This window comes from Corynebacterium canis, from assembly GCF_030408595.1.
In the GTDB taxonomy this organism is placed as follows: Bacteria; Actinomycetota; Actinomycetes; order Mycobacteriales; family Mycobacteriaceae; genus Corynebacterium; species Corynebacterium canis.
This window is the reverse complement of the sequence record NZ_CP047080.1, coordinates 1,537,563-1,558,690: the sequence shown is the minus strand read 5'-3', so window position 1 is coordinate 1,558,690 and position 21,128 is coordinate 1,537,563. Positions and strand designations below refer to the sequence as shown.

Genomic DNA, 21,128 nt, shown 5'->3' with positions numbered 1-21,128 from the left:
TCAGTAGCTTACCTTCGGCCGACTTCGTACTCGTTTTCGGCTACTGCCAGGTAGTCGGTGTATTCGCCGAGCGGGTGCCCGCAGCGGCGTTCGCAGCCGGAAAAATGCACCAACCCTTCCTCCACCTCGCCCAACGCAATGTGGTGCGCGGCATCATCGCGGGTGTATGCGGGGGATTTCGCGCAGCCCGGCAATCCGGTGCAGGCGGTGACCCGCAGCCAGGTGGAGTTGGCGTCGAAAATCAGTCCGAGCGGGGCCAGCACGCGCACCACCTGTTCGGCAATATCTTCGGCCAAGCCGTGGATCACCAGCGAATGCCACGGGGTGACGGTCACCGGCGCATTGATCACGGCGATCATGCGGGCAAGCTGGCTCGACAACATGCCGAACCGCAGCCCCGCGCCGAGGTGCACGGCGCCGTCAAACTCCAACCAGCCGATTGGGCGCCCCGGCGGATTCGAAAACTCTGGCGCTTTGTCCGGGGCCGTGAATTCCGCGACCTGGGCCAGCATTTCGGCGTGCAATTCGGGGCGTTCCTGCACCCGCCACGCTGGCCCGCGGCGCTCTGCCCAGGTTTCGGCGAGCCGCACCAACACCCGGGCGACGTGCTCGCGCCCGCAACTCACGCCGGCGGCCTGTCCGCCAAGGATCACGTGGAAGCGGTCGCCGCGATCGATCACGCCGAAATCAACCCGGTGCCCGTAAATATCGCCTTGGCCTGCATCGATACCAAATAGCGTCCGGCCGGACAGGCTGGTCACCTGTGTGGATTCCAGCAGCGCGGCGTCCAGCTCGGCTACCAGTGAGTGCACGGCGAATCCGAGCGGGGAGACGATGATATTGCGCATGCGGTCGTGTGCCGGGCTGGGCAGCAGGCCGTGGTCGCGCACCGCTTGGGCGAATTCGCCGTCTTGCGTGATGCCGCGGATTTGCAGGTTTCCGCGGGAGGTGACGTGGATATCCCCGTCGCCGAACGTATCGGCGAGGTCGGCGAGGGTTTCCCAAATGGTCGGGGTGAGTTGTCCACCAGGGACGCGGATGCGCCCGATGTGGCCGTCTTCTGCCACATGCATTTTCAGCGCGCCGGGGCAGCCGTCGCTGCGGTCGCGATCGCCGAGGTGGAATGACTCGGATAGCAATGAGGTGGTCATGGAGTTCAGCTTAGTCCGCTCGGGTAGGCTACTCAGTTAAGCTCCACGAAGCCAAGTGGTGGAACCCACGGTGAAATTCCGGGCGGTCGCGCCATTGTTACAGCCAGACCCACCGCATGGCTTTCCCAGTTTCCAGGGCTTAACGTTTCCGGGGCGCGAATCCCCTGAGAAAGGATCACACTGTCTTATGTTCCTATTGTTGTCCACCTCTGACACGGACTTGCTTTCCGCCAAAGCCGCCAGCAGCGCCGAGCACGTTTCGTACCGTTTTGCTAATCCCACGCTGCTTAGCGACGAATTGTTGGCAAGCCACCTCGAGGAATCCGAACTGATTATCGTCCGTTTGTTGGGCGGTAAGCGCGCCTGGGAGGAAGGGCTGGAACGCGTGCTTGCTACGGGCAAGCCGGTGATCGTGGTGTCGGGTGAGCTTGCGGTGGACGCGGAGCTTACGGATATTTCCACCGTGCCGGCCGGCGTGGTCACTACCGCACATACGTACCTTGCCGAGGGTGGCGCGAAGAACCTGGAGCACCTGTACCGTTTCCTTTCCGATACCGTGCTGTTGACCGGCTTGGGCTTTGACGCCCCCGAGCATATGCCCATGTGGGGGCACCTGGAACGTCCGGCTTCGCAGCTTGACGACGCCGCGCCCCGCATCGCCGTCCTCTACTACCGTGCGCAGCACCTTGCTGGTAATACGGCCTATATCCAGGCGTTGTGCGATGCGATTGAGGCGCGCGGTGCGCGCCCCGTGCCGATCTTTACCGCCTCGTTGCGGCAGGCCCCGGCGGAGCTATTGGACGAGCTGGCAACCGTGGATGTGGCTATTACCACCGTGTTGGCGGCGGGCGGCACGAAGCCCGCAACGGCGCAGGCTGGCGGGGACGATGAGGCTTGGGATGTGGCCCAGCTGGCGGCCCTTGATATCCCGATTATTCAGGGCTTGGCGTTGACCTCGCCGCGCGCCGATTGGGATGAAAACGATGATGGTTTGACCCCGCTGGATGTGGCCACGCAGGTGGCGGTCCCGGAATTCGATGGCCGCCTGATCACCGTGCCGTTTTCCTTTAAGGAGCACGACGCCGACGGGCTGATTTCCTATGTGCCGGATGCGGAGCGGTGCGCGCGGCTTGCTGGCATCGCGTACCGCCATGCGCGGCTGCGTCACCTGCGCAATAGCGAAAAGAAGATCGTGGTGATGCTATCGGCATACCCGACCAAGCACGCCCGCATCGGTAACGCCGTGGGCTTGGATACCCCGGCTTCCACGCTGCGGGTGTTGCGCGCGATGGCGGACGCCGGCTATGACCTTGGCGATACTTCGGCCATCCCCGGCTACGCCGATATGGACGGTGATACCTTTATGCACGCCGTGATTGACGCCGGCGGGCACGACCCGGAGTGGCTTACCGATGAGGTGTTGGCGAGCAACCCATTGAAGCTGTCCCGTGAGCAGTACCTGGAGTTTTTTGCCACGCTGCCGGAGGATATGCAGGCGGAAATGCAGGAGCATTGGGGGGCGGCGCCCGGCACGCATTACGTGAATCCGGAGACCAATGAGATTTATATCGCCGGACTGGTGTTCGGCAAGGTGGTTGTGATGGTGCAGCCGCCGCGCGGTTTCGGCGATAATCCGGTGGGCATTTATCACGACCCTGACCTGCCCGCGAACCACCATTACCTGGGCACGTACTACTGGCTGCGCGAAGTGTTTGGCGCGGATGCGATCGTACATATGGGCAAGCACGGCAATATGGAGTGGTTGCCCGGCAAGACGGTGGGCTTGTCCGCCGGCTGCTATTCGGATGCCGCGATCGATGAGCTGCCGCTGATTTACCCGTTCTTGGTCAATGATCCCGGCGAGGGCACACAAGCGAAGCGCCGCGCGCATGCCACGCTTATCGACCATATGATCCCCCCAATGGCCCGCGCCGAGACCTATGGCGATATCACCCGCCTCGAACAGTTGTTGGACGAGCACGCGAATATTTCGGCCATGGATCCGGCGAAGCTGCCCGCGATCCGTCAGGAGATTTGGACGCTGCTTACCGCCGCAAAGATGGACCGCGACCTCGGCTGGGACGAACGCCCCGACGAAGAGGTGTTCGACGACATGCTGATGCATATCGACGGCTGGCTGTGCGAGATCAAGGACGTTGCCATCCGCGGCGGCCTGCACATCCTCGGCGAGGAAGTCTCCGGCGAAATGCGTGTTGACCTCGTGCTTGCCATGCTGCGCGCCCGCCAACTCTGGGGCGGCGAAACCGCAGTGCCCGGCTTGCGTGAAGCCCTCGGCCTGTCCGAAGAGGGGGACGAAACTCGTGCGCGTGTCGACGCCGCGGAGGAACAGGCTCGCGGCCTGCTCACCGCCCTTGACGCCGCCGGGTGGGACAAGTCGGCGATTCCGCAGATCGCGGAAGGGCTTCCTGCGGATGTCGCAAAGATTTTGGAATTCGCGGCGGATGAGATCATTCCGCGCCTTGCCCAGACCCCGCGCGAAATCGACCAGGTGTTGCACGCTCTCGATGGCGGTTTTATCGAGGCAGGCCCGTCCGGTTCCCCGATGCGTGGCCTGATCAATGTGCTGCCCACCGGCCGCAATTTCTATTCGGTGGACCCGAAGTCGCTGCCTTCCCGCTTGGCTTGGGAGACCGGCCAGCTGCTCGCGGATTCCTTGGTGGAGCGCTATCAGGCGGATCATGAGGGCGCGTATCCGAAGTCCGTGGGCCTGTCCGTGTGGGGCACGTCCGCGATGCGTACCTCCGGCGACGATATCGCCGAGGTGTTCGCCCTGTTGGGTGTTCGCCCGGTGTGGGACGAGGCGTCCCGCCGCGTGATCGACCTCGAGGTGATCTCCCTGGCGGAGCTTGGCCGTCCGCGCATCGATGTGACGGTTCGCATCTCCGGTTTCTTCCGCGATGCCTTCCCGCACGTGCTTGCGCTTTTGGACGATGCGGTGCAGATGGTTGCAAACCTCGACGAACCGCTGGATCAAAACTATGTTCGCGCGCACGCCCAGGACGATGGGGCGGAGCACGTACGCCGCATCTTCGGTTCCAAGCCGGGCACCTATGGCGCCGGGCTGCTGCAGCTGATCGAATCCGGCAATTGGCGCGACGATCAAGACCTTGCCGCCGTGTACACCACCTGGGGCGGCTACGCCTATGGTCGCGGCCTCGATGGGGTGGCCGCGGCCGACGATATGCGCACCGCCTACAAGCGCATCCAGGTCGCCGCCAAAAACGTGGATTCCCGGGAGCACGATATCGCCGATTCGGACGATTATTTCCAGTTCCACGGCGGCATGGTCGCCACGGTACGCGCCCTTACTGGCAAGGATCCCGATGCGTTTATCGGCGATTCCACCCGGCAGGAAACCGTGCGCACCCGCACGCTGCACGAGGAGTCTCGGCGCGTGTTCCGCGCCCGCGTGGTCAATCCGCGCTGGATCGAGGCGATGCGTAACCACGGCTACAAGGGCGCGTTCGAAATGAGCGCTACCGTCGATTACCTGTTTGGTTACGACGCCACCACCGGCCTTATGGACGATTGGATGTACGAAACCCTCACCGACACGTATGTCGGCGACCCCACCAACAAGGAATTCTTCGAACAATCCAATCCCTGGGCGCTCCGCGATATCTCCGAACGCCTCATCGAAGCCGCCGAGCGCGGCCTGTGGGAAAAGCCCTCCGCCGAGGCCATGGAATTGCTCCGCAATACCTTCCTCGAAATGGAAGGCCAGCTGGAGGACCGCTAGCCATATTGCTCTAGGTTTTGGCGCGCCAGCTCCGCGATCCGCTCACGGAGCTCCGGCGGAATTGCTTGCGTGAGCCGAGTTCGGCAGCCGGTTCAACCCCGCCACATCACATCACCGATAGGTTGTGCGCAACCGCCTAGGTCGCCGATGGGTTGTGCGCAACTGCCGACCTGGGGCTGGTCTTTCTATTCTTCATTCGGGGCCCCAACGAAGAAATCCAGGACGAATCTGGCCCAAAAACGCCCAAAAACGCCGCAGCTCGTCTTTCCATTCTTCGTTAACTACCCTAATGAAGAAATTCCGGACGATCGCAGGTCAACGGCTGCGCACAACCTATCCGGAACCACACACGACATAGCGGCGGAAGCGGCGGGGAGAGCATTCCCGGGCAATAAGGTTCGAACTTTCTCAAACCAATCACCTTGGCCAGATCTGCCTCAGGCACATCTCACGCGGCCGTTTTGCGCACCTGCGGAAACACCGACCCAAGCACCCCGGCATGTCGAATCTGCCTGAGCGGCGGGATCGGCGGGCGGGAGCGGTCGGGCCTACCGTGCGGCTCGCAGCATTCCTCGGCAGGGCAATGGACTAGTCCGCCCACCTCACTATCAATGTTTCAAGGAATTTGACCAGCTGACCTATTTGATGTTCGTTGTTTTCGCGCAGCTGGTCCAATGAATGCTCGGAATTGCCGTGGCGGATTATCGCGTTACCATTGCGGTCGCGATACATAATAATAGGTTGCCCCTCAAAAGCCGGGAAATTCTGAATTACTAGGTATTGATTGCGTGCAGTAATTTCCGCAAAACCGGCGATATATGCATTATCGGCCACCACAGCATTCCCGAACACCTGTGCGCGTTCGGTGATGGTGGCGTGACCGCAGATGCGGGCGTTGCCATGGACGTGGGCGCGGCCGTCGATAAGCGCGTGATCGGTGATCGTCGCCTTGCCTTGTACGCAGGCGCGGCCGGTGATTCGTGCGTTGTCTGTGACCGTGGCTTGCCCGCGCACGATGGCGCCTTCGCAGACAAGCGCGTGGCCTTGAATTTTCGCACGTCCCTTGACTAATGCGTGGTCAAGGAGCCGCGCTTCACCGCGCAACGTTGCGTCCCCGCCGAGCCATGCGGTGGGTGCAATGCGCGGTTGCCCGGCCGCGGTATGGGTGGAGGAAACCCAACCTCCGTAGTCGCCGGCGCGGACGCCGTGCATTGGAATGTCCGTCAGCGCGCGGATGCGGGATAGGCCCCCCGATTGATAATCGGCAAGTTCGAAAATTAGATCCACTATTGCCTCGATTGTGTGTCAATGGTTTACTGTGACAATGTACCCCGATTTGCTTGTAAAAGTACCCGCAAACCACTTAACAAAACCTGCATCTTTCATAGAGAAAGCATTAGCCTTCAATCCGCTGCAAATACTCGTTGGAACCGGCGGAATGATTGCGCGCGGCGGACACCTTGGCGTCACGCCGGATCGCTTGGTATTTGAACCGCACGCGCTGAATTTCAATACCCAAGAGAGCCAGATCGCCATCCCGTTTACGGAACTCACTGGATTGCGCAAACATAAGCGCATGGCGGCGGTGTTACTGACCGCAACAACGAGGGCGGGAATCGATTTCGAGTTTGTGTGCTGGAAGCGTGACGCCGTGATCGAAGCGGTGCGGCAGCAGTGCCCGCAAATCGCCGTTTCTGAATAATACTTCGTGGTTTTCTCGAATTTAAATAAGCGTACGCCAATACTCTTGTATTGCGCTAAGCCTAGCCATAAAGCAAGGTATTGGGTGTGGGAAAACTGTGCTGAGCTGCAGGGTTGAGAAACGTTCCCGATTATTGAAAACCCACACCGTTAACTTCCGTTACGAAACCTAAATGCCATCGTTGGGTTTTGGTCCTGATGCTTTGTATTTTTCCCACCTACACTGGGTTGTGTGAACATTAGGAAGGACGAACTCGTCGAGCTTCCCGGCCTGGGCGAGTTTCGGCGCAGCGAATTCTTCTCGCCTGAAGGTGACCGAATCAGCAGGCCCGAATACACCGGGGAAGTGGCCACGGCGCTCGGCAAGTGCTACATCGTGATTCGTGACTGGGAACGATACCTGGATACCGAATCCGTGAGCGCGCTCATCCCGCGCGTCCAGCTTGTGTGCCAGCAATTGGAAGCGCTGAAATTGCGCGCTGCGGAAACCATCGTGGAGATCTTCGCAGGGGAGGAGAATGCGGAAGTGGTGCCGGAGGAATTCGACGCCTCGCTGGAATTCGACTCTGAAACAATTGTGCTACACATGGTGGACCTGATGGGCAGATTCGAGGACGGCTATTGGCCGGCCGTGCACTTTAACCCCCACTTTGAGGTTATTAACGTCACCCTGGAATGCTAGGTGGCATGAACATCGAAGTGATGCGCGGCGACATCACCGCATTACGCATCGACGCGATTGTCAACGCCGCGAACACCAGGCTCGTGGGCGGGGGCGGCGTCGATGGCGCGATCCACCGCAAAGCTGGTCCCAGCCTGGTGGAGGAATGCCAAGTGATCCGTAATCGGCAGGGCGGGTGCCGGGTAGGCCAGGCGGTGGCCACCAGCGGCGGGCTCTTGCCTGTGCGGCACATTATCCATACGGTTGGCCCGACGTGGGTGGGCGGCGGCCATAACGAGGAAACGCTGCTTGCGGAGTGCTACGCCAATAGCCTGCTGGTGGCGGAGGAGCTCGGCGCAACAAGCGTGGCGTTTCCAAATATCTCCACTGGGGTGTACGGCTTCCCCAAGGAACTCGCCGCGCCCATCGCGATCGCGGCGGTGCAGGAGTTTCTGGCGCAGCGCGTGCAGCGGGTGCTATTTGTCTGCTTTGACCAGGAAAATCACCGGTTGTATCGGCAGGCGCTGGGCTAGGGCTGCCCCCAAAATTCGGCGAGTTCGTCGGCCAGGGGGTCGGCCACCTCCATGGGGAGCGAATGGGTGGTATCCGGCCATACCTTAACTTGGGCGTGGGGGATAAGCTCTTTTGCCGTATCGGCGCCGCCGGATCCGCCGGCGAGCGAAAAGCCGCCCGCAATGGCCACGTATACCGGCATGCGCAGCTCGGCGGCTTCCTGATTAGTAAGCGGATGCGGGGTGGGCAAAGCCGCCGAATATTCCTTCGATCCGACGTCGATCATGCGGGCCACGGGCGTTTCCGCGGAATACTCAGACCCGGAGATTTTGCCGAGCGCGTACTCCCGCGCCGATTGCGGCAATCCTGGCAATTGCGTGATGGCGGACCACCACAGCACGCTCGCCGGCGGGTAGCCAAACACAAATGCCGGTTCGAGGAGCGTCAAGGTTTTCACCTCGCTGGGGTAGTGGTGGGCGTAGGTGGCGGCGGTCGCGCCGCCGAAGGAGTGGCCGACGATGTGCGCGCCTTCGGGGGCGAGTTCCTTAAGGGTTTGGTGCACCCAGTGGGCCTGGTGCGCCGTATCGGTCAGCGGGACGCGCTGGGTGGAAAGGCCGGCGTCGCCGATGGCGTCGAAGGCGATCACGCGGTGTTGGCGCGCAAACCCCGCCAGGTTTTCTGACCACATGGGAGCCCCCGAAGCCCGTCCCGGAATCAATACCACCGGCACGCTGTGTTCGGTTTCCGGCGTGCTCCATTCGTAGGCGCGCACGGTGCCAAAATCCGTGGGCACGTCCAACATACGTTTGGGTGCCGGCATATCCGCCAATGCGGCGTCGTACTCACGTTTGTACGCCGCATAGCCTTCGGCGGTGCGGAATTTGCCCACCTCGCCGTCCCGTTGAAGCAAGCCGCCCACCACCAGAATTGCGCCGAGGACGCAGGCGATGATGGCCACTCGCCGCAGCCATCCCCGGCGGCCCCGCTGCCACCAGCGCGGCGGTGTTGCTTCAGTTTTTATACCCATAGTTTTACGCTACACGGGGCGAACATACGCAGCAACAAGGCGTTTTCGGCGCACGGTTCGGCGGGCACCGTTGCTAGCGCGTCTCCCAAAATGGGTAATCTTGACAGTGTGCCATTGATTATTGCTATCCCGTATATCATTCTCGAAATGCTCGCGTTCTGGGGCATGGCCACCTGGCTGGGTGTCGGGTGGGCGCTCCTGCTGTTGGTCGCTTGTTTCTTCGGCGGCCTGTTCCTAGCCGCCTTTGAGATGCGCCGCATTGCGCTAGCCGCATCCCAGGGGCGCAGCACCCCCGGCCAACTCGCCGGGGATTACGGCTTGCTGGCGGCCGGTTCGGTGTTGGTGGCCCTGCCGGGGTTTGTTTCCACGGTCATCGGATTGCTATTTATCCTGCCGCCCACACGTGCGATTGCGCGCAAGATATTGGCGAAGAAGCTGCGCGCCCGGATCGAAGAGATGGGCGTACGGAGTTTCGTGGCCACCAGCCGCTACGGCAACACCTACGGTTCCTTTATTGATATGGAATCCGCGCCGAGCCCGCAGCCCCCGAAACCCGCGGAACCCAACCCCACGGAGGAGGAGATCCAGACTTGGGCGGATAAGGCCCGGCCCGAGGATTTTAAGTGATCCTCACGTTGCTGCTCGCCGCAGCATCCGGGGTTTTCATGTACGCCGCCACCCAACCGATCGGCTGGTGGCCGGCGGGTATCGCGGGCATGGGGTTGTTGTATTTCGTGCTGCTCCGCGCCCGTTCAAAACGCCAAGGTGCGCTGTTTGGGTGGGTGCACGGCGTCGTCACGTATTTATTGCTGCTGCCGTGGATCGGCGAATTTGTCGGCCCGCTGCCGTATATCGCGCTTGCGCTCACGGAGTCACTGTATTCGATTCTCCTCGGCGCCATCGGCGTCCTTCTGGTGCGCTGGCCGCGCCTCGGTCCGATAGCATTTTCGCTTTGGACGGTGGCCGTGGAATGGCTGCGAAGCTCGTGGCCGTTCGGCGGTTTCCCATGGACGCGCGCGGCATGGGGGCAACTCGGCGGCGTCCTCCAATGGTTCACCCCGATCGGCGGCCCGGCGCTGGTCACCGCGATGTTGGTGATCACGGGCGCGGGCTTGGCGTTGCTGCTGCACAGGCCGCGTGTGTGGGGTGCGGTGTACCTGATCGTTCCGCTTGCGCTGGGCACGGCGTTAAGCTTTGCGCAGGTAGGGGAGCCGACGGGCACGGTCAAGGTGGCGGCGATTCAGGGCAATGTTCCCCGCCTGGGCTTGGATTTTAACGCCCAGCGTCGCGCCGTTTTGGCTAATCACGTGGCGGAGACGCAGCGCCTGGATGAGCCCGTTGACCTGGTAATATGGCCGGAGAATTCCTCCGACGTAAACCCGTTCGCCGATGTTGAGGCGCGCAAGGGTATCGACGCCGCGGTACGCCACGTTGACGCCCCCGTGCTGGTGGGCACGCTCACGCGCGATGAAGTTGGCATGCGCAATACCATGGTTGTGTTCGATCCGGAGGAAGGGCAGGGGGAGTGGCATCATAAGAAATTCCTGCAGCCATTTGGTGAGACGATGCCCATGCGGGATTTTTTCCGGCTGTTTTCCTCGTTTGTGGATCGCGCCGGTAATTTCCAGCCCGGCGACGGCAGCGGCGTGGTGCATATGGACGGTATCGCCGTGGGCATTGCCACCTGCTACGAAATTGCTTTCGACGCCGCGGCGCGGGAGGCGGTGCTGAATGGCGCGGAGATTCTGACCAGCCCGACGAACAATGCGACCTTCGGTTTCACGGATATGACCTACCAGCAATTGGCCATGAGCCGGATGCGGGCGCTGGAGCTTGATCGCGCGGTGGTAGTGGCGGCGACCTCTGGGGTTTCCGCCATTGTGCAACCCGATGGGAGCGTCACCCAAAGCACACAAATCTTCGAGGCCACGACGTTGGTTGCGGATCTGCCATTGAAGGACTCGAAGACAATTGCGGCCCGCTTCGGTTCAGTCATTGAGTACACAATGGGTATCATTGGGGCATTGATTGCGGCCGCAGCCGTACTGAAGGACCGCAACAGGAGAACCTTATCCAAGGAGACTGACACCCATGAGCAATCCCAGCGACCGTACGTTGGTCATCATCCCGACCTACAACGAGCTAGATAATCTGCCGCTAATTACCGGTCGCGTCCGATCCGCCGCCCCCACAGTGGACATCCTGATTGTGGACGATAACAGCCCCGATGGTACCGGCGAGTTGGCCGATAAGCTGGCCGCCGAAGACGATCACATCAAGGTATTCCACCGCGAGGGCAAGGGCGGCCTGTGCGGTGCCTATGTGGCGGGGTTCCAATGGGCCTTGGAGCGCGACTACCAGGTGATATGCGAAATGGATGCGGACGGTTCGCACGCGCCGGAGCAATTGCACCTGCTGCTCGCCGAGGTTGATCGCGGCGCTGATCTGGTGATCGGTTCCCGCTACGTGCCCGGCGGCAAGGTGGTCAACTGGCCCAAGAAGCGCTGGGTGCTATCCAAGGGCGGCAATATCTATATCTCGCTGGCGCTGGGGGCCGGGCTGTCCGATATGACGGCCGGCTACCGGGCGTATCGCCGCAGCCTGCTCGAATCCCTGGATCTGGATGAGCTTTCCAACGCCGGCTATATCTTCCAGGTGGACTTGGCGTGGCGGGCCGTTCGCGATGGTTTCGATGTCCGCGAAGTGCCCATCACGTTTACCGAACGTGAGATCGGGGAGTCCAAGCTGGATGGGTCCTTTGTCAAGGACTCCCTGCTGGAGGTCACGCGTTGGGGGATTGCCCATCGGGGTTCACAAGTGCGCGAGATTTCCAAGGAATGCGCAAAGATTGCCCGTTACCAATGGAAGAAGCTGCGTAAGCGCTCCTAGGAATCCTGCGGACATAGGGAAAGGCACTCATGATCGAGTGCCTTTTTGGGTTAGCCGTTCTTTTCGGCTTCTTCTTGCTGCTGCTTGAGCAGGCGGGCCGCGTTCCGGCGGCGCTTGCGCAGCAGCTCAATGCGTTCTTCCAGAAGCACGTCAAGCTCCTCAATGGTGCGGCGTTCCCGCAGCATATCCCAGTGAGTGCGCGGCGGCTTCACCGGCTTGGCTTCAATTCCCTCGCCCTCAACGAGGGTTCCTAGCTGCCCGTTCTTGCACATCCAGGTGCCGGGAATTTCGGCATCATCGGCGAACGGAACTTCGAAGATTTCACCGGCTTCGGTACGGTATTTGACCATTTGGCGGGGTGCCAAATCATGGTCGCGGTCTGTCTCATAGCTCACGGCGCCCATGCGGCTGCCACGAAGTACGCGATCTGCCATAGAGGTTATTCCGTCCTTACCCTCAATAGTGGTTGGTGTATTTCTCCACTATAGCCAACCAAAGCGCGTGGGCTAGGGTTGGGCGTGTGGAGGAGATTGAAAAGCGATGCGAATGGTGTGGGAAGCCCATTCCGCTACCACCCGCAAACCGTGGGCGGCCGAAACGATATTGCAATCGCTCCTGCCGGCAACGTGCCTACGAACAACGCAACCTTCACATCACTAAAAAAATTCCACGGCAGGGGGTTCGCCTGAGTTATGGCCAATTGTTGATGCTTCACGATCGCTTATTTGCGCTACGCTGCGCCTCCGAGGATATACAGATCGCCCTACAGGATGAAAGCCCTGATCAGGAGGAGATTCAGCAGCTGTGCGAAGAGCTGATTCGGCTCGCTAAGACCATTGAAAATTCGTACTAGTCGCGTTGGATAGGATGCTGGGTATGAGAAAACCGTTCCTCGTTCTGACAGTAATTGCCATTGTGCTTCTCACGCTGGCAAGCGTCGGTCCCGTGGTATACAAGGCGCTCACTGATCCGGGGATTAAAACGGGAGGCTTGAATGCATCCCAGGCGGTTGGTGCCACGACCGAACTGAGCGGAACGTGGAAGGTGATTCCCGGCAGCGGCGCAAATACCACATCGGTCGGCTACACGTTTTTTGAAATTCTGCCGGGCGAGCCGCGGTCGACCTCTGGGAGCACGCGTGATGTGACGGGCTCCATTGAGGTGGTAGGCACGCAATTGAAAACCGGTGCAATTGAGGTCGATATGACCACGCTGCGCACCGATGTGGAGCAACGCGATATCAATGTGCGCCGCAGCCTGCTGCACACAGACGATTACCCGAAGGCCTCATTCGAATTGACCAACCCGGCGGAGCTGAGCAATATCCCGGACAACGGGACCGTAGGCAAGGCGCGCGTGATCGGCAACCTACAATTGCACGGTGCATCCCGCGAAGTCTCCGGCGATTTCGAGGTGCTGCGCACGGCGCAACGCTTGGTGGTCGCCGGAACCTTGCCGCTGAACCGGCTGGACTTCGGCGTGGAGACCCCAGAGTTCGTGGCGGCAAAGATTGATGAGCAAGGCGAGCTAAATATTCGCCTCACGTTTGAGAAGGTGGCTGACGCAAAATGATCTCCAAGATGATTCCGGCATTGTGGTTGCGCATCGTCGTGCTGATTGTCTTTATCGGCTACACGATGTACAACGAGATGACCTTGATGGCGCTCATGTGCGCCGGGTTGATGATTTTGACCTCGGTGCAGCTTGTGCAGGCGTACCGGCAACGCCGCTGAGGCTGACTAATTTCGTCGCCAACTAATTTCGTCACAGTGACGTAATTCCGGCATACCGTCACATACCACTCAATTAGTCCGATAATGTACATTATGTCATTTTACGTTTTTGGTCTGACTTTTGGGATCGCCGGGAGCCGCGACACGCTATCATCTTTCTAGCTACCTATGTAACTCCGGATTTGAAGGATACGTACCAGCCTGTGTTCGATGTTCACATGCTGCTGACCACATTTGGTCTGGCAGGAATCCTAGGCATTGTCTTTATGGAAACGGGCCTTCTCATCGGCTTTATTTTCCCCGGCGACACGCTGTTGTTTACGGCGGGCATCATGGCCGCCGCCGATCCGCCGTTCACTCCGCTTTGGACGCTGATGGTCGGCATCCCGATCGCCGCCGCGCTCGGCGACCAGCTCGGGTTCTTTATCGGCCGCAAAGCCGGGCCCCGCATCCTGCGCAGCCGCGTGATGCGATGGATCGGTCCAGAGGCCGTGGAAAAGACCGACAGGTTCTTTGATAAATATGGCGTGGTCACCGTGCTCTTCGCCAGGTTTATCGGCGTGGTACGTACCGTCACCCCCGTTTTCGCCGGATTCTCCCATATGAACCACCGCGCATTCACCCTCTACTCGGCGCTAGGCAGCACGCTTTGGGGCGCAGGCATTCCCTTCCTTGGTTATATGCTCGGCGGCGTTCCATTCGTACAGGAGTTCCTGCACTGGTTCATTATCGCCGGCCTCGCCACGGTGTTCGTACCCATGGCCATTAAGATCATTCGCCTGTGGTGGAAAAACCGGGGCGCCGCACCCCCAGAAGACGAGGCACCTGAGGCCGCAGCAGAGCCCGAGGCTGCGACGGAGCCCGCCACTAGCGACGTCGTAAAGTAAGCTGCACCGAATCTAGAACGCCCAGGCGAAACAGCGCCTCGAGCAGCGCGAGGTGGTAACGCCAGAGGCGGCGATACACGGGATCGTAGCCAGCCGCAGCGGCCTCCCGCATCCGCCCCTCAAACAATGATCGCTGCAGGCCACAAGCGATTCGGCTGTGCTTGCCTGTGTGCACCTCGTGCGTGATGCGCAAGGAAGTCCCCCGGTCCACGATGCGGTATAGCTCATCCAATGTCGGATAATCCAACGCCGGCCAAATGTATGCGCGAAGCAGATCGGTGGCCTCCCGCACCACCGGAAATTGTTGCTCGGCAAGCACGGTTACGCCGAGCGCGGCCGTCCCACCCGATTGCAGGAGCTGGTCGATGCTGCGCAGGTAACTCCCCCGCAAACTTCGGCCAATAGTTTCGATCCGCCCAATGCCCACCACGGCCTCGTACACACGTCTGCATAATTCCGGCGGCAACACGTGATCCGGGAGCTCGCGAATATGCAATGAATGTTCGACAATATCGCCGCGCACCAATTCGCTTAGGTCCTCCAGCGCGCCCGCGTCCAAGGCCCAGGTGTCCACAGTCGCCTCGCGCTGTGCCGCCCGAATGGACAGTGCCCCACCCGAAGCGGGGTAATCCAGAAGGTAAGTGCCGCGCCCCACCCCCGCGGCGTCGAGAAGCATGTCCACGGCGCGCGTTTGCGCATCGGCCAGGTCGCAGCGCTCCACGTGCACGGGTTCGTCGAGCATAGTCACGTCCACGTCGCGCTCGTTGCGCACGGTCGTGGCCACGCCGGATGCGAACACACCTCCGAATGGGCTGTAGCCGTCCCCGGCGTACAGGCGTACCAGCGACGCCGGCAGCGAACCCCCCGGCGGTCCGAACGCGGAACGGGCCGGGCGGTAGCTGCGCTTGGGGCGATAACCGCTGGCAATCAGCGTGCTCAGCGCGCCCACCAAATCTGCGGTGTGCCACTCCCCTGCCATAAACCCCTCCGCCAGCCCGAGCCAGCCGGAGTCCGCGATGCGGGCAAAGAGCACGTCTTGTTCCACGCTGATATCAATGTCGTTGCGTTCGCACACTTGGTAGAAACCCCGTTCGGCCCGCCGAAAGCTAACCGCCCGCACGTTCGGCACGGTGGCTACCCCGGGCCAATCCGTTGCGCTGATATGCGCCAAATGCTCGAATGCCACAATGCTCCTTGAATGAACCTCCAAATCGGTTCACATAGTACCGCTGTCCCCGCGCGGAGCTGCGGAGGCGCCGCCGAAGGTGTGATCGTGGCGACAAAGCATTACGATAGTCACACAGCTAAGCAGATGATTCACTAGAATCCGCATTTTTCAGGAGCATTCATCGTTATGACCGAGAAGCCGTTCCGCCCAGAAAGCGGCCGTCAACATGTCGTCATCATCGGTTCCGGCTTCGGCGGTTTGTTCGCCACCAAGTCGCTCAAAGACGCTGACGTAGACATTACGATTATCGACCGCACAAACCACCACCTGTTTCAGCCGCTGCTGTATCAGGTGGCCACCGGTTTGTTGTCCTCCGGCGAGATCGCGCCGTCCACGCGGCAAATCCTGCGCAATCAAGGCAACGCCCACGTGGTCAAGGGCGAGGTCACGGATATCGACCTCGACCGCAAGGTGGTTACCGCTTGCCTGGGCCAATACAGTCGCGAATATGAGTACGATTACCTGATTGTCGCCGCGGGCGCCGGCCAGTCCTATTTTGGCAATGACCACTTCGCGCAGTTCGCCCCCGGCATGAAAACCATCGACGACGCGCACGAGATCCGCGCCCGAATCGTAGGTGCGTTCGAGCGCGCCGAATTGTGTAGCGACCCCGCCGAGCGCGACCGCCTGCTCACCTTTGTGGTGGTCGGCGCTGGCCCCACGGGCGTTGAGCTCGCCGGCCAGATCGCGGAGATGTCCCGCCGTACCTTGCGTGGGCACTACTCAAACATCGACCCTGCGGCCGCCAAGATAGTGCTTCTCGACGGCGCGCCCCAAGTGCTGCCACCCTTCGGCAAGCGCCTCGGACGCAACGCCCAACGGCAATTGGAAAAGCTGGGCGTGACGGTAAAGCTCAATGCGATTGTCACCGATGTGTCCGAAAATTCCGTCACCTTCAAGTCCACCCAGGACAATTCCGTGGAGGTGATCCCGGCCTATTGCAAGATCTGGTCGGCGGGCGTGGCGGCTTCCCCGCTGGGCAAGCTGATTGCGGACCAGGCCGGCGTGGAAGTGGATCGCGCGGGGCGCGTGATGGTCAATGAGGATCTCAGCGTCGGCGGCTATAAAGACGTGTTTGTGATCGGCGATATGATGAACTTCCAGAACCTGCCCGGCGTGGCGCAGGTGGCCATTCAGGCCGGCGAATACGTCGCCGCCAACATCGAAAATGAGACCGAAAAGCCCGGCGCGGATCGGGAGCCTTTCGAATACTTTGACAAGGGCTCCATGGCCACCGTGTCGCGCTTCTCCGCCGTGGTAAAGCTGGGCAAGGTCGAGGTGACCGGCTTTATCGGCTGGGTGCTGTGGCTGGCCGTGCACCTGATGTTCTTGGTGGGCTTCCGCAATCGCTTTGTTTCCGCCGTGTCCTGGGGTTTGAATGTGCTCAATCAAAACCGGTGGCAATTGACCACCACGCGGCACCAGATGCATTCCCGTAATGCGCTAACCAAGCTGCGCACTTTTGTCGGCGATAGCGGTGACGTGGTGGAAGTGAACGAAACCGAGCAATTCAACGGGAAAAAGTAAGATTATTCACGCCTAGCCCCCAATTCGGGGGCTTTTCCTATGTGTGCCGTCGTGTCAATGTATGGTTGGTCACTTTTACTGTGGTCTTGTAAGGAATTCCACAGGGGGTAGACATCAGACATTAACCCCACACAGGTGTACACTGAACGCAGAACCGCATAGTGGTAGATAGGCCCATAAAAGAACACTTGAAAGGCTTTGAAATACAGTGCCTCAATATGCTGCTTGGGAAGGTTTCGCTTCCGGTCCATGGCAAACCGCCATTGATGTCCGTGATTTTATTCAGCGCAATTACACTCCTTATCAGGGAGATGCATCCTTCCTCGCCGGCCCCACCGACAAAACCCTGCGCGTGTGGGACCACCTAGAATCCAAGTACCTGTCCGAAGAGCGCGCGCGCCGCGTGTATGACGTGGATACGGAGACCCCGGCCGATATCGATGCCTTCCCAGCGGGCTATATCAGCGCCGATGATGATGTCATCGTGGGCCTGCAAACCGATGTCCCGCTCAAGCGCGCCATGATGCCGAACGGCGGCTGGCGCATGGTGGAAACCGCCATCCGCGAGGCGGGCAAGGAACCCAACGATCGCATCAAGGAGATCTTTACCAAGTATCGCAAGACCCATAACGATGCGGTCTTTGATATTTACACCCCGCGTATCCGCGCCGCCCGCTCCTCCCACATCGTCACGGGCCTGCCGGACGCCTATGGCCGCGGCCGCATTATCGGCGATTATCGCCGGGTGGCGCTCTACGGTGTGGACGCCCTGATTGCGGAAAAGAACGCTGCCAAAGACAAGGTGATCGATCAACCGTTCTCCGAGCATTGGGCCCGGTACCGCGAGGAACACGCCGAGCAGATCAAGGCCCTAAAGCAGCTCAAGGCCATGGCCTCCGAATACGGGTTCGACATTTCCGAGCCCGCCACCACCGCCAAGGAAGCGGTGCAGTGGACCTATTTCGCCTACCTCGCCTCCGTGAAATCCCAGGACGGCGCCGCCATGTCCATCGGCCGCCTTTCCGCCTTCCTCGATATTTACTTCGAGCGCGACCTACAGGCCGGCCGCATCACGGAGACCGAGGCGCAGGAGATTATCGACGCCCTGGTGATCAAGCTGCGCATCGTCCGCTTCCTGCGCACCATTGATTACGACCAAATTTTCTCCGGCGACCCCTACCGGGCCACCTGGTCCGACGCCGGATTTTCCCTCGATGGCCGCGCCCAGGTGACCAAGACGTCCTTCCGCCTGCTGCAAACCCTGCGCAATCTGGGCCCCGCCCCGGAACCGAACATCACCATTTTCTGGGACCCCGCCCTACCCCAGGGCTACAAGGACTTCTGCGCCGCGATCTCCATTGAAACCTCCTCGATCCAATACGAATCGGACGAGCAGATTCGGGACAGGTGGGGCGACGACGCCGCAATTGCGTGCTGCGTTTCCCCGATGGCCGTCGGCAAGCAAATGCAGTTCTTTGGTGCCCGCGTCAATGCGGCAAAGGCCCTGCTCTACGCAATCAACGGCGGCCGCGACGAGGTTTCCGGCAAGCAAATCGTCACCGGCTTCGCCCCCATCACCGGCGACGGCCCCCTCGACTTCGACGAAGTCTGGCAAAAATACGAAGACATGCTCGATTGGGTCGTGGGCACCTATGTGGAAGCGCTCAATATCATCCACTACTGCCACGACCGCTACGCCTACGAAGCAATCGAAATGGCGTTGCATGATTCCGATATCGTCCGCACCATGGGTTGCGGCATCGCCGGGCTGTCCATCGTCGCCGACTCGCTCGCCGCAATCAAATACGCGCAGGTCACCCCCGTGCGCGACGAAACCGGCCTCGTGGTGGACTACCTCACCGAAGGCGATTTCCCCGTCTACGGCAACGACGACGACCGCGCCGACGATATCGCCGCCACCGTCGTGCACACCGTGATGAGCAAAATCAAGGAAATCCCCCTGTACCGGGACGCGATCCCCACGCAATCCGTGCTCACCATCACCTCCAATGTGGTCTACGGCAAGGCCACCGGCTCCTTCCCCTCCGGGCACAAGGCGGGCACCCCGTTCGCGCCGGGCGCCAACCCCGAAAACGGTCTGGACAGCCACGGCATGCTCGCCTCCATGCTCTCCGTGGGCAAACTGGATTACGAGGACGCACTCGACGGCATTTCGCTCACAAATACGATCACGCCGTCCGGCTTGGGCCGCACCAAGGAAGAGCAGGTAGGCAACCTGGTGGGCATCCTCGACGCCGGCTTTATCATGGACGAGCCGCTGTTGGACCCCGCGAACGCCGTGGTCGACGAACCCGTCCGCTAACGTTTCCCCCGCACACATTCAAGGAGAACACATGTCCAGCAAAACCTTTGACGAGCGTATGGCCGATATGAAAGCCGCCCGCACCGAACACAATGCCGGTTCCGGCCTGTACCACGCGAGCATCAACGTGCTTGATCGTGGCACGCTGGAGGACGCCATGGAGCACCCCGAAAACTACCCCAACCTCACCGTTCGCGTGTCCGGATACGCCGTCAATTTTGTCAAGCTGACCAAGGAGCAACAGCGCGACGTGCTTTCCCGCACCTTCCACTACGGCGCGTAAAGGAGTACCGATGGCCGACGGCATCAACGCCCCTGTCACCCTCACCGCTGAATCCCGGCCTCGGGTCCGGGGCGCCGCTGCCGGCCTCGGGTCAACCGCCACGATTACGCTCGAGCGCCCTGCGCTTTTCGACGCCCGCCGCACCGGCGATATCGGCCTCGTCCACTCGTGGGAGCTAGTCACCGCCGTCGATGGGCCCGGCACTCGCCTCACGGTGTTTATGTCCGGTTGCCCGCTGCGCTGCCAGTATTGCCACAACCCCGACACCATCGAAATGCGCGAAGGCACCCTGGAGCGTGTGGAGGACATCATTGCCAAAGTGATGCGGTACCGGCGGATTTTCCAGGCCTCCGGCGGCGGCCTGACCGTTTCCGGCGGCGAACCTTTGTTTCAAATCGCGATGACGCGGCGGATATTGGCCGCGGCGCATCAGGCGGGGATCCACACAGCAATTGATACCTCCGGTTTCCTTGGCTCCCGGCTAACGGACGAGGACTTGGACAATATCGACCTCGTGCTTCTCGACCTCAAATCCGGCATCCCGGAGACATATCGCGAGGTCACCGGCCGCGCTTTGCAGCCCACCATTGATTTCGGCGATCGCCTCACCGCGATGGGTAAGCGCATTTGGTTGCGCTACGTCCTTGTCCCCGGGCTTACCGACGCCCCGGAAAACCTCGCCGCCGCAGCAAACATTGCCGCCAATTGGAAAACCTCAATCGAACGTGTGGAGGTACTGCCCTTCCACAATATGGGTGAGGACAAGTGGCATCGCCTCGGCATGAAATACACCCTGCACGGCGTGCGCCCACCCACCCCCGAAAGTGTGGAGGCCGCCCGCGAAACCTTCCGATCCCACGGCCTCACCGCGTTCTAATTCCGGTATGGGGGTGCCCCAGGGCACGTTTCGGCTCCAAAACGTAGACTTCAAGTACATGGCCTAACGCAATGGAGTGACCTTTTATGTCTTTGCCACCACTGCCCTGCATTATCCGCTGGGACCCAGAAGTCTTCGCCCCCGAAAAGCGTTCCCTGCCTAGCGCGTTAACGCTGCACACCCAGTTGCATCAACCCGACGCCGCTTGGAGCGTCGTGTTCTCCATGAAGACCCCACCCGTGGAGCAAGGCCTCGAAACTTTTGTCGACGAAGTCCGCTTCCTTGTCGACGACGCCCCCCACTATCTCCTCTCCGCCGGATCCCGCTTCCCCTTTTTCGACGGTGGCAATATCATCGGCGAGTGCGAGGTCCTCCCCGACGCCGACCAAGCTTAAGTCGTGCACTTCACATGAAGTTTTTTACACACGAATCGCCGAATCTGTGTAATTTTCATCATCCGGGGCCGCCCAGGGCCGCCGGCGCGATATTTTTTACACAGATTTCTGGATTTTGATGTAAAAAATATCGGTAGACACCGTTCAACTCCCGGCCTGGGAATAGATCGCAC

21 protein-coding genes are annotated in these 21,128 nt (G+C 60.6%); 16 read left to right on the top strand and 5 right to left on the bottom strand.

Annotated features, from left to right (window positions below; all coding sequences use genetic code 11):
* Positions 1 to 8 precede the first annotated feature (8 nt).
* On the bottom strand, positions 9 to 1,160 hold the full coding sequence (locus CCANI_RS06845) for a ferredoxin-like domain-containing protein (RefSeq protein WP_435382837.1): 1,152 nt from the start codon (positions 1,158 to 1,160) through the stop codon (positions 9 to 11).
* A gap of 178 nt (positions 1,161 to 1,338) precedes the next feature.
* Here CCANI_RS06845 and cobN point away from each other — a divergent pair, with 178 nt between their 5' ends.
* On the top strand, positions 1,339 to 4,911 hold the full coding sequence (cobN, locus tag CCANI_RS06840) for a cobaltochelatase subunit CobN (protein ID WP_146323129.1): 3,573 nt from the start codon (positions 1,339 to 1,341) through the stop codon (positions 4,909 to 4,911).
* Between the two features lie 588 nt (positions 4,912 to 5,499).
* Here the strand turns inward: cobN and CCANI_RS06835 are convergent.
* Positions 5,500 to 6,198, bottom strand: a complete 699-nt coding sequence (locus tag CCANI_RS06835) for an LbetaH domain-containing protein (protein ID WP_146323128.1) — start codon at positions 6,196 to 6,198, stop codon at positions 5,500 to 5,502.
* Between the two features lie 151 nt (positions 6,199 to 6,349).
* On the opposite strand from CCANI_RS06835, the gene CCANI_RS06830 reads away from it, so the two are divergent.
* The 3 genes from CCANI_RS06830 to CCANI_RS06820 all read left to right on the top strand — a co-directional run bounded on the left by CCANI_RS06830 (position 6,350) and on the right by CCANI_RS06820 (position 7,806).
* Positions 6,350 to 6,613: a hypothetical protein gene (locus CCANI_RS06830; RefSeq protein ID WP_146323127.1), complete on the top strand. Its 264-nt coding sequence runs from the start codon at positions 6,350 to 6,352 to the stop codon at positions 6,611 to 6,613.
* Positions 6,614 to 6,844: 231 nt separating this feature from the next.
* On the top strand, positions 6,845 to 7,294 hold the full coding sequence (locus tag CCANI_RS06825) for a hypothetical protein (protein ID WP_146323126.1): 450 nt from the start codon (positions 6,845 to 6,847) through the stop codon (positions 7,292 to 7,294).
* 5 nt (positions 7,295 to 7,299) lie between these two features.
* A complete protein-coding gene (locus CCANI_RS06820; RefSeq protein ID WP_146323125.1) occupies positions 7,300 to 7,806 on the top strand; it encodes an O-acetyl-ADP-ribose deacetylase in 507 nt (168 codons plus the stop codon).
* Here the strand turns inward: CCANI_RS06820 and CCANI_RS06815 are convergent.
* Positions 7,803 to 8,813, bottom strand: coding sequence for an alpha/beta fold hydrolase (locus CCANI_RS06815; protein WP_146323124.1), 1,011 nt, complete (start codon positions 8,811 to 8,813; stop codon positions 7,803 to 7,805). The genes CCANI_RS06820 and CCANI_RS06815 overlap by 4 nt on opposite strands.
* A 108-nt stretch (positions 8,814 to 8,921) precedes the next feature.
* Between CCANI_RS06815 and CCANI_RS06810 the strand changes: the two genes are divergently transcribed.
* The 3 genes from CCANI_RS06810 to CCANI_RS06800 are packed head-to-tail and all read left to right on the top strand — an operon-like array spanning position 8,922 to position 11,702.
* Positions 8,922 to 9,440, top strand: a complete 519-nt coding sequence (locus CCANI_RS06810; protein ID WP_146323123.1) for an FxsA family protein — start codon at positions 8,922 to 8,924, stop codon at positions 9,438 to 9,440.
* A gap of 38 nt (positions 9,441 to 9,478) precedes the next feature.
* Entirely contained in the window at positions 9,479 to 10,963 is a 1,485-nt protein-coding gene (gene lnt / locus CCANI_RS06805) for an apolipoprotein N-acyltransferase (RefSeq protein WP_146323233.1), read from the top strand.
* Entirely contained in the window at positions 10,905 to 11,702 is a 798-nt protein-coding gene (locus tag CCANI_RS06800; RefSeq protein WP_146323122.1) for a polyprenol monophosphomannose synthase, read from the top strand. Before lnt ends, CCANI_RS06800 begins: the two co-directional genes overlap by 59 nt.
* Positions 11,703 to 11,752: 50 nt before the next feature.
* On the opposite strand, the gene CCANI_RS06795 is transcribed toward CCANI_RS06800, so the two are convergent.
* A complete protein-coding gene (locus CCANI_RS06795) occupies positions 11,753 to 12,136 on the bottom strand; it encodes an RNA polymerase-binding protein RbpA (protein WP_146323121.1) in 384 nt (127 codons plus the stop codon).
* Positions 12,137 to 12,222: 86 nt separating this feature from the next.
* Here CCANI_RS06795 and CCANI_RS06790 point away from each other — a divergent pair, with 86 nt between their 5' ends.
* The 4 genes from CCANI_RS06790 (at position 12,223) to CCANI_RS06775 (ending at position 14,322) form a co-directional block, all read left to right on the top strand.
* Entirely contained in the window at positions 12,223 to 12,555 is a 333-nt protein-coding gene (locus CCANI_RS06790) for a hypothetical protein (RefSeq protein WP_246118129.1), read from the top strand.
* 23 nt (positions 12,556 to 12,578) lie between these two features.
* Positions 12,579 to 13,274 (top strand): YceI family protein, encoded by a 696-nt coding sequence (locus CCANI_RS06785; RefSeq protein ID WP_146323120.1) that lies wholly within the window; start codon positions 12,579 to 12,581, stop codon positions 13,272 to 13,274.
* Complete coding sequence (locus CCANI_RS06780) at positions 13,271 to 13,435, top strand: hypothetical protein (protein WP_186749989.1); 165 nt, start codon at positions 13,271 to 13,273, stop codon at positions 13,433 to 13,435. Before CCANI_RS06785 ends, CCANI_RS06780 begins: the two co-directional genes overlap by 4 nt.
* Positions 13,436 to 13,638: 203 nt before the next feature.
* Entirely contained in the window at positions 13,639 to 14,322 is a 684-nt protein-coding gene (locus CCANI_RS06775) for a DedA family protein (protein ID WP_146323119.1), read from the top strand.
* Here the strand turns inward: CCANI_RS06775 and CCANI_RS06770 are convergent.
* A complete protein-coding gene (locus CCANI_RS06770; protein ID WP_146323118.1) occupies positions 14,303 to 15,508 on the bottom strand; it encodes a class I SAM-dependent methyltransferase in 1,206 nt (401 codons plus the stop codon). The two genes, CCANI_RS06775 and CCANI_RS06770, sit on opposite strands and share 20 nt — an antisense overlap.
* Positions 15,509 to 15,676: 168 nt before the next feature.
* On the opposite strand from CCANI_RS06770, the gene CCANI_RS06765 reads away from it, so the two are divergent.
* From CCANI_RS06765 to CCANI_RS06745, 5 genes are all read left to right on the top strand, one after another.
* Entirely contained in the window at positions 15,677 to 17,077 is a 1,401-nt protein-coding gene (locus tag CCANI_RS06765) for an NAD(P)/FAD-dependent oxidoreductase (RefSeq protein WP_146323117.1), read from the top strand.
* Positions 17,078 to 17,285: 208 nt separating this feature from the next.
* Positions 17,286 to 19,400: a pyruvate formate lyase family protein gene (locus CCANI_RS06760; RefSeq protein ID WP_146323116.1), complete on the top strand. Its 2,115-nt coding sequence runs from the start codon at positions 17,286 to 17,288 to the stop codon at positions 19,398 to 19,400.
* A 31-nt stretch (positions 19,401 to 19,431) separates the two neighbouring features.
* Entirely contained in the window at positions 19,432 to 19,683 is a 252-nt protein-coding gene (gene grcA2 / locus CCANI_RS06755) for an autonomous glycyl radical cofactor GrcA2 (RefSeq protein WP_146323115.1), read from the top strand.
* Positions 19,684 to 19,693: 10 nt separating this feature from the next.
* The gene (gene pflA / locus CCANI_RS06750; RefSeq protein WP_146323114.1) at positions 19,694 to 20,560 is read left to right on the top strand and encodes a pyruvate formate-lyase-activating protein; all 867 of its coding nucleotides are present in this window, start codon (positions 19,694 to 19,696) and stop codon (positions 20,558 to 20,560) included.
* A gap of 86 nt (positions 20,561 to 20,646) precedes the next feature.
* The gene (locus CCANI_RS06745; protein WP_146323113.1) at positions 20,647 to 20,955 is read left to right on the top strand and encodes a hypothetical protein; all 309 of its coding nucleotides are present in this window, start codon (positions 20,647 to 20,649) and stop codon (positions 20,953 to 20,955) included.
* Positions 20,956 to 21,128 lie beyond the last annotated feature (173 nt).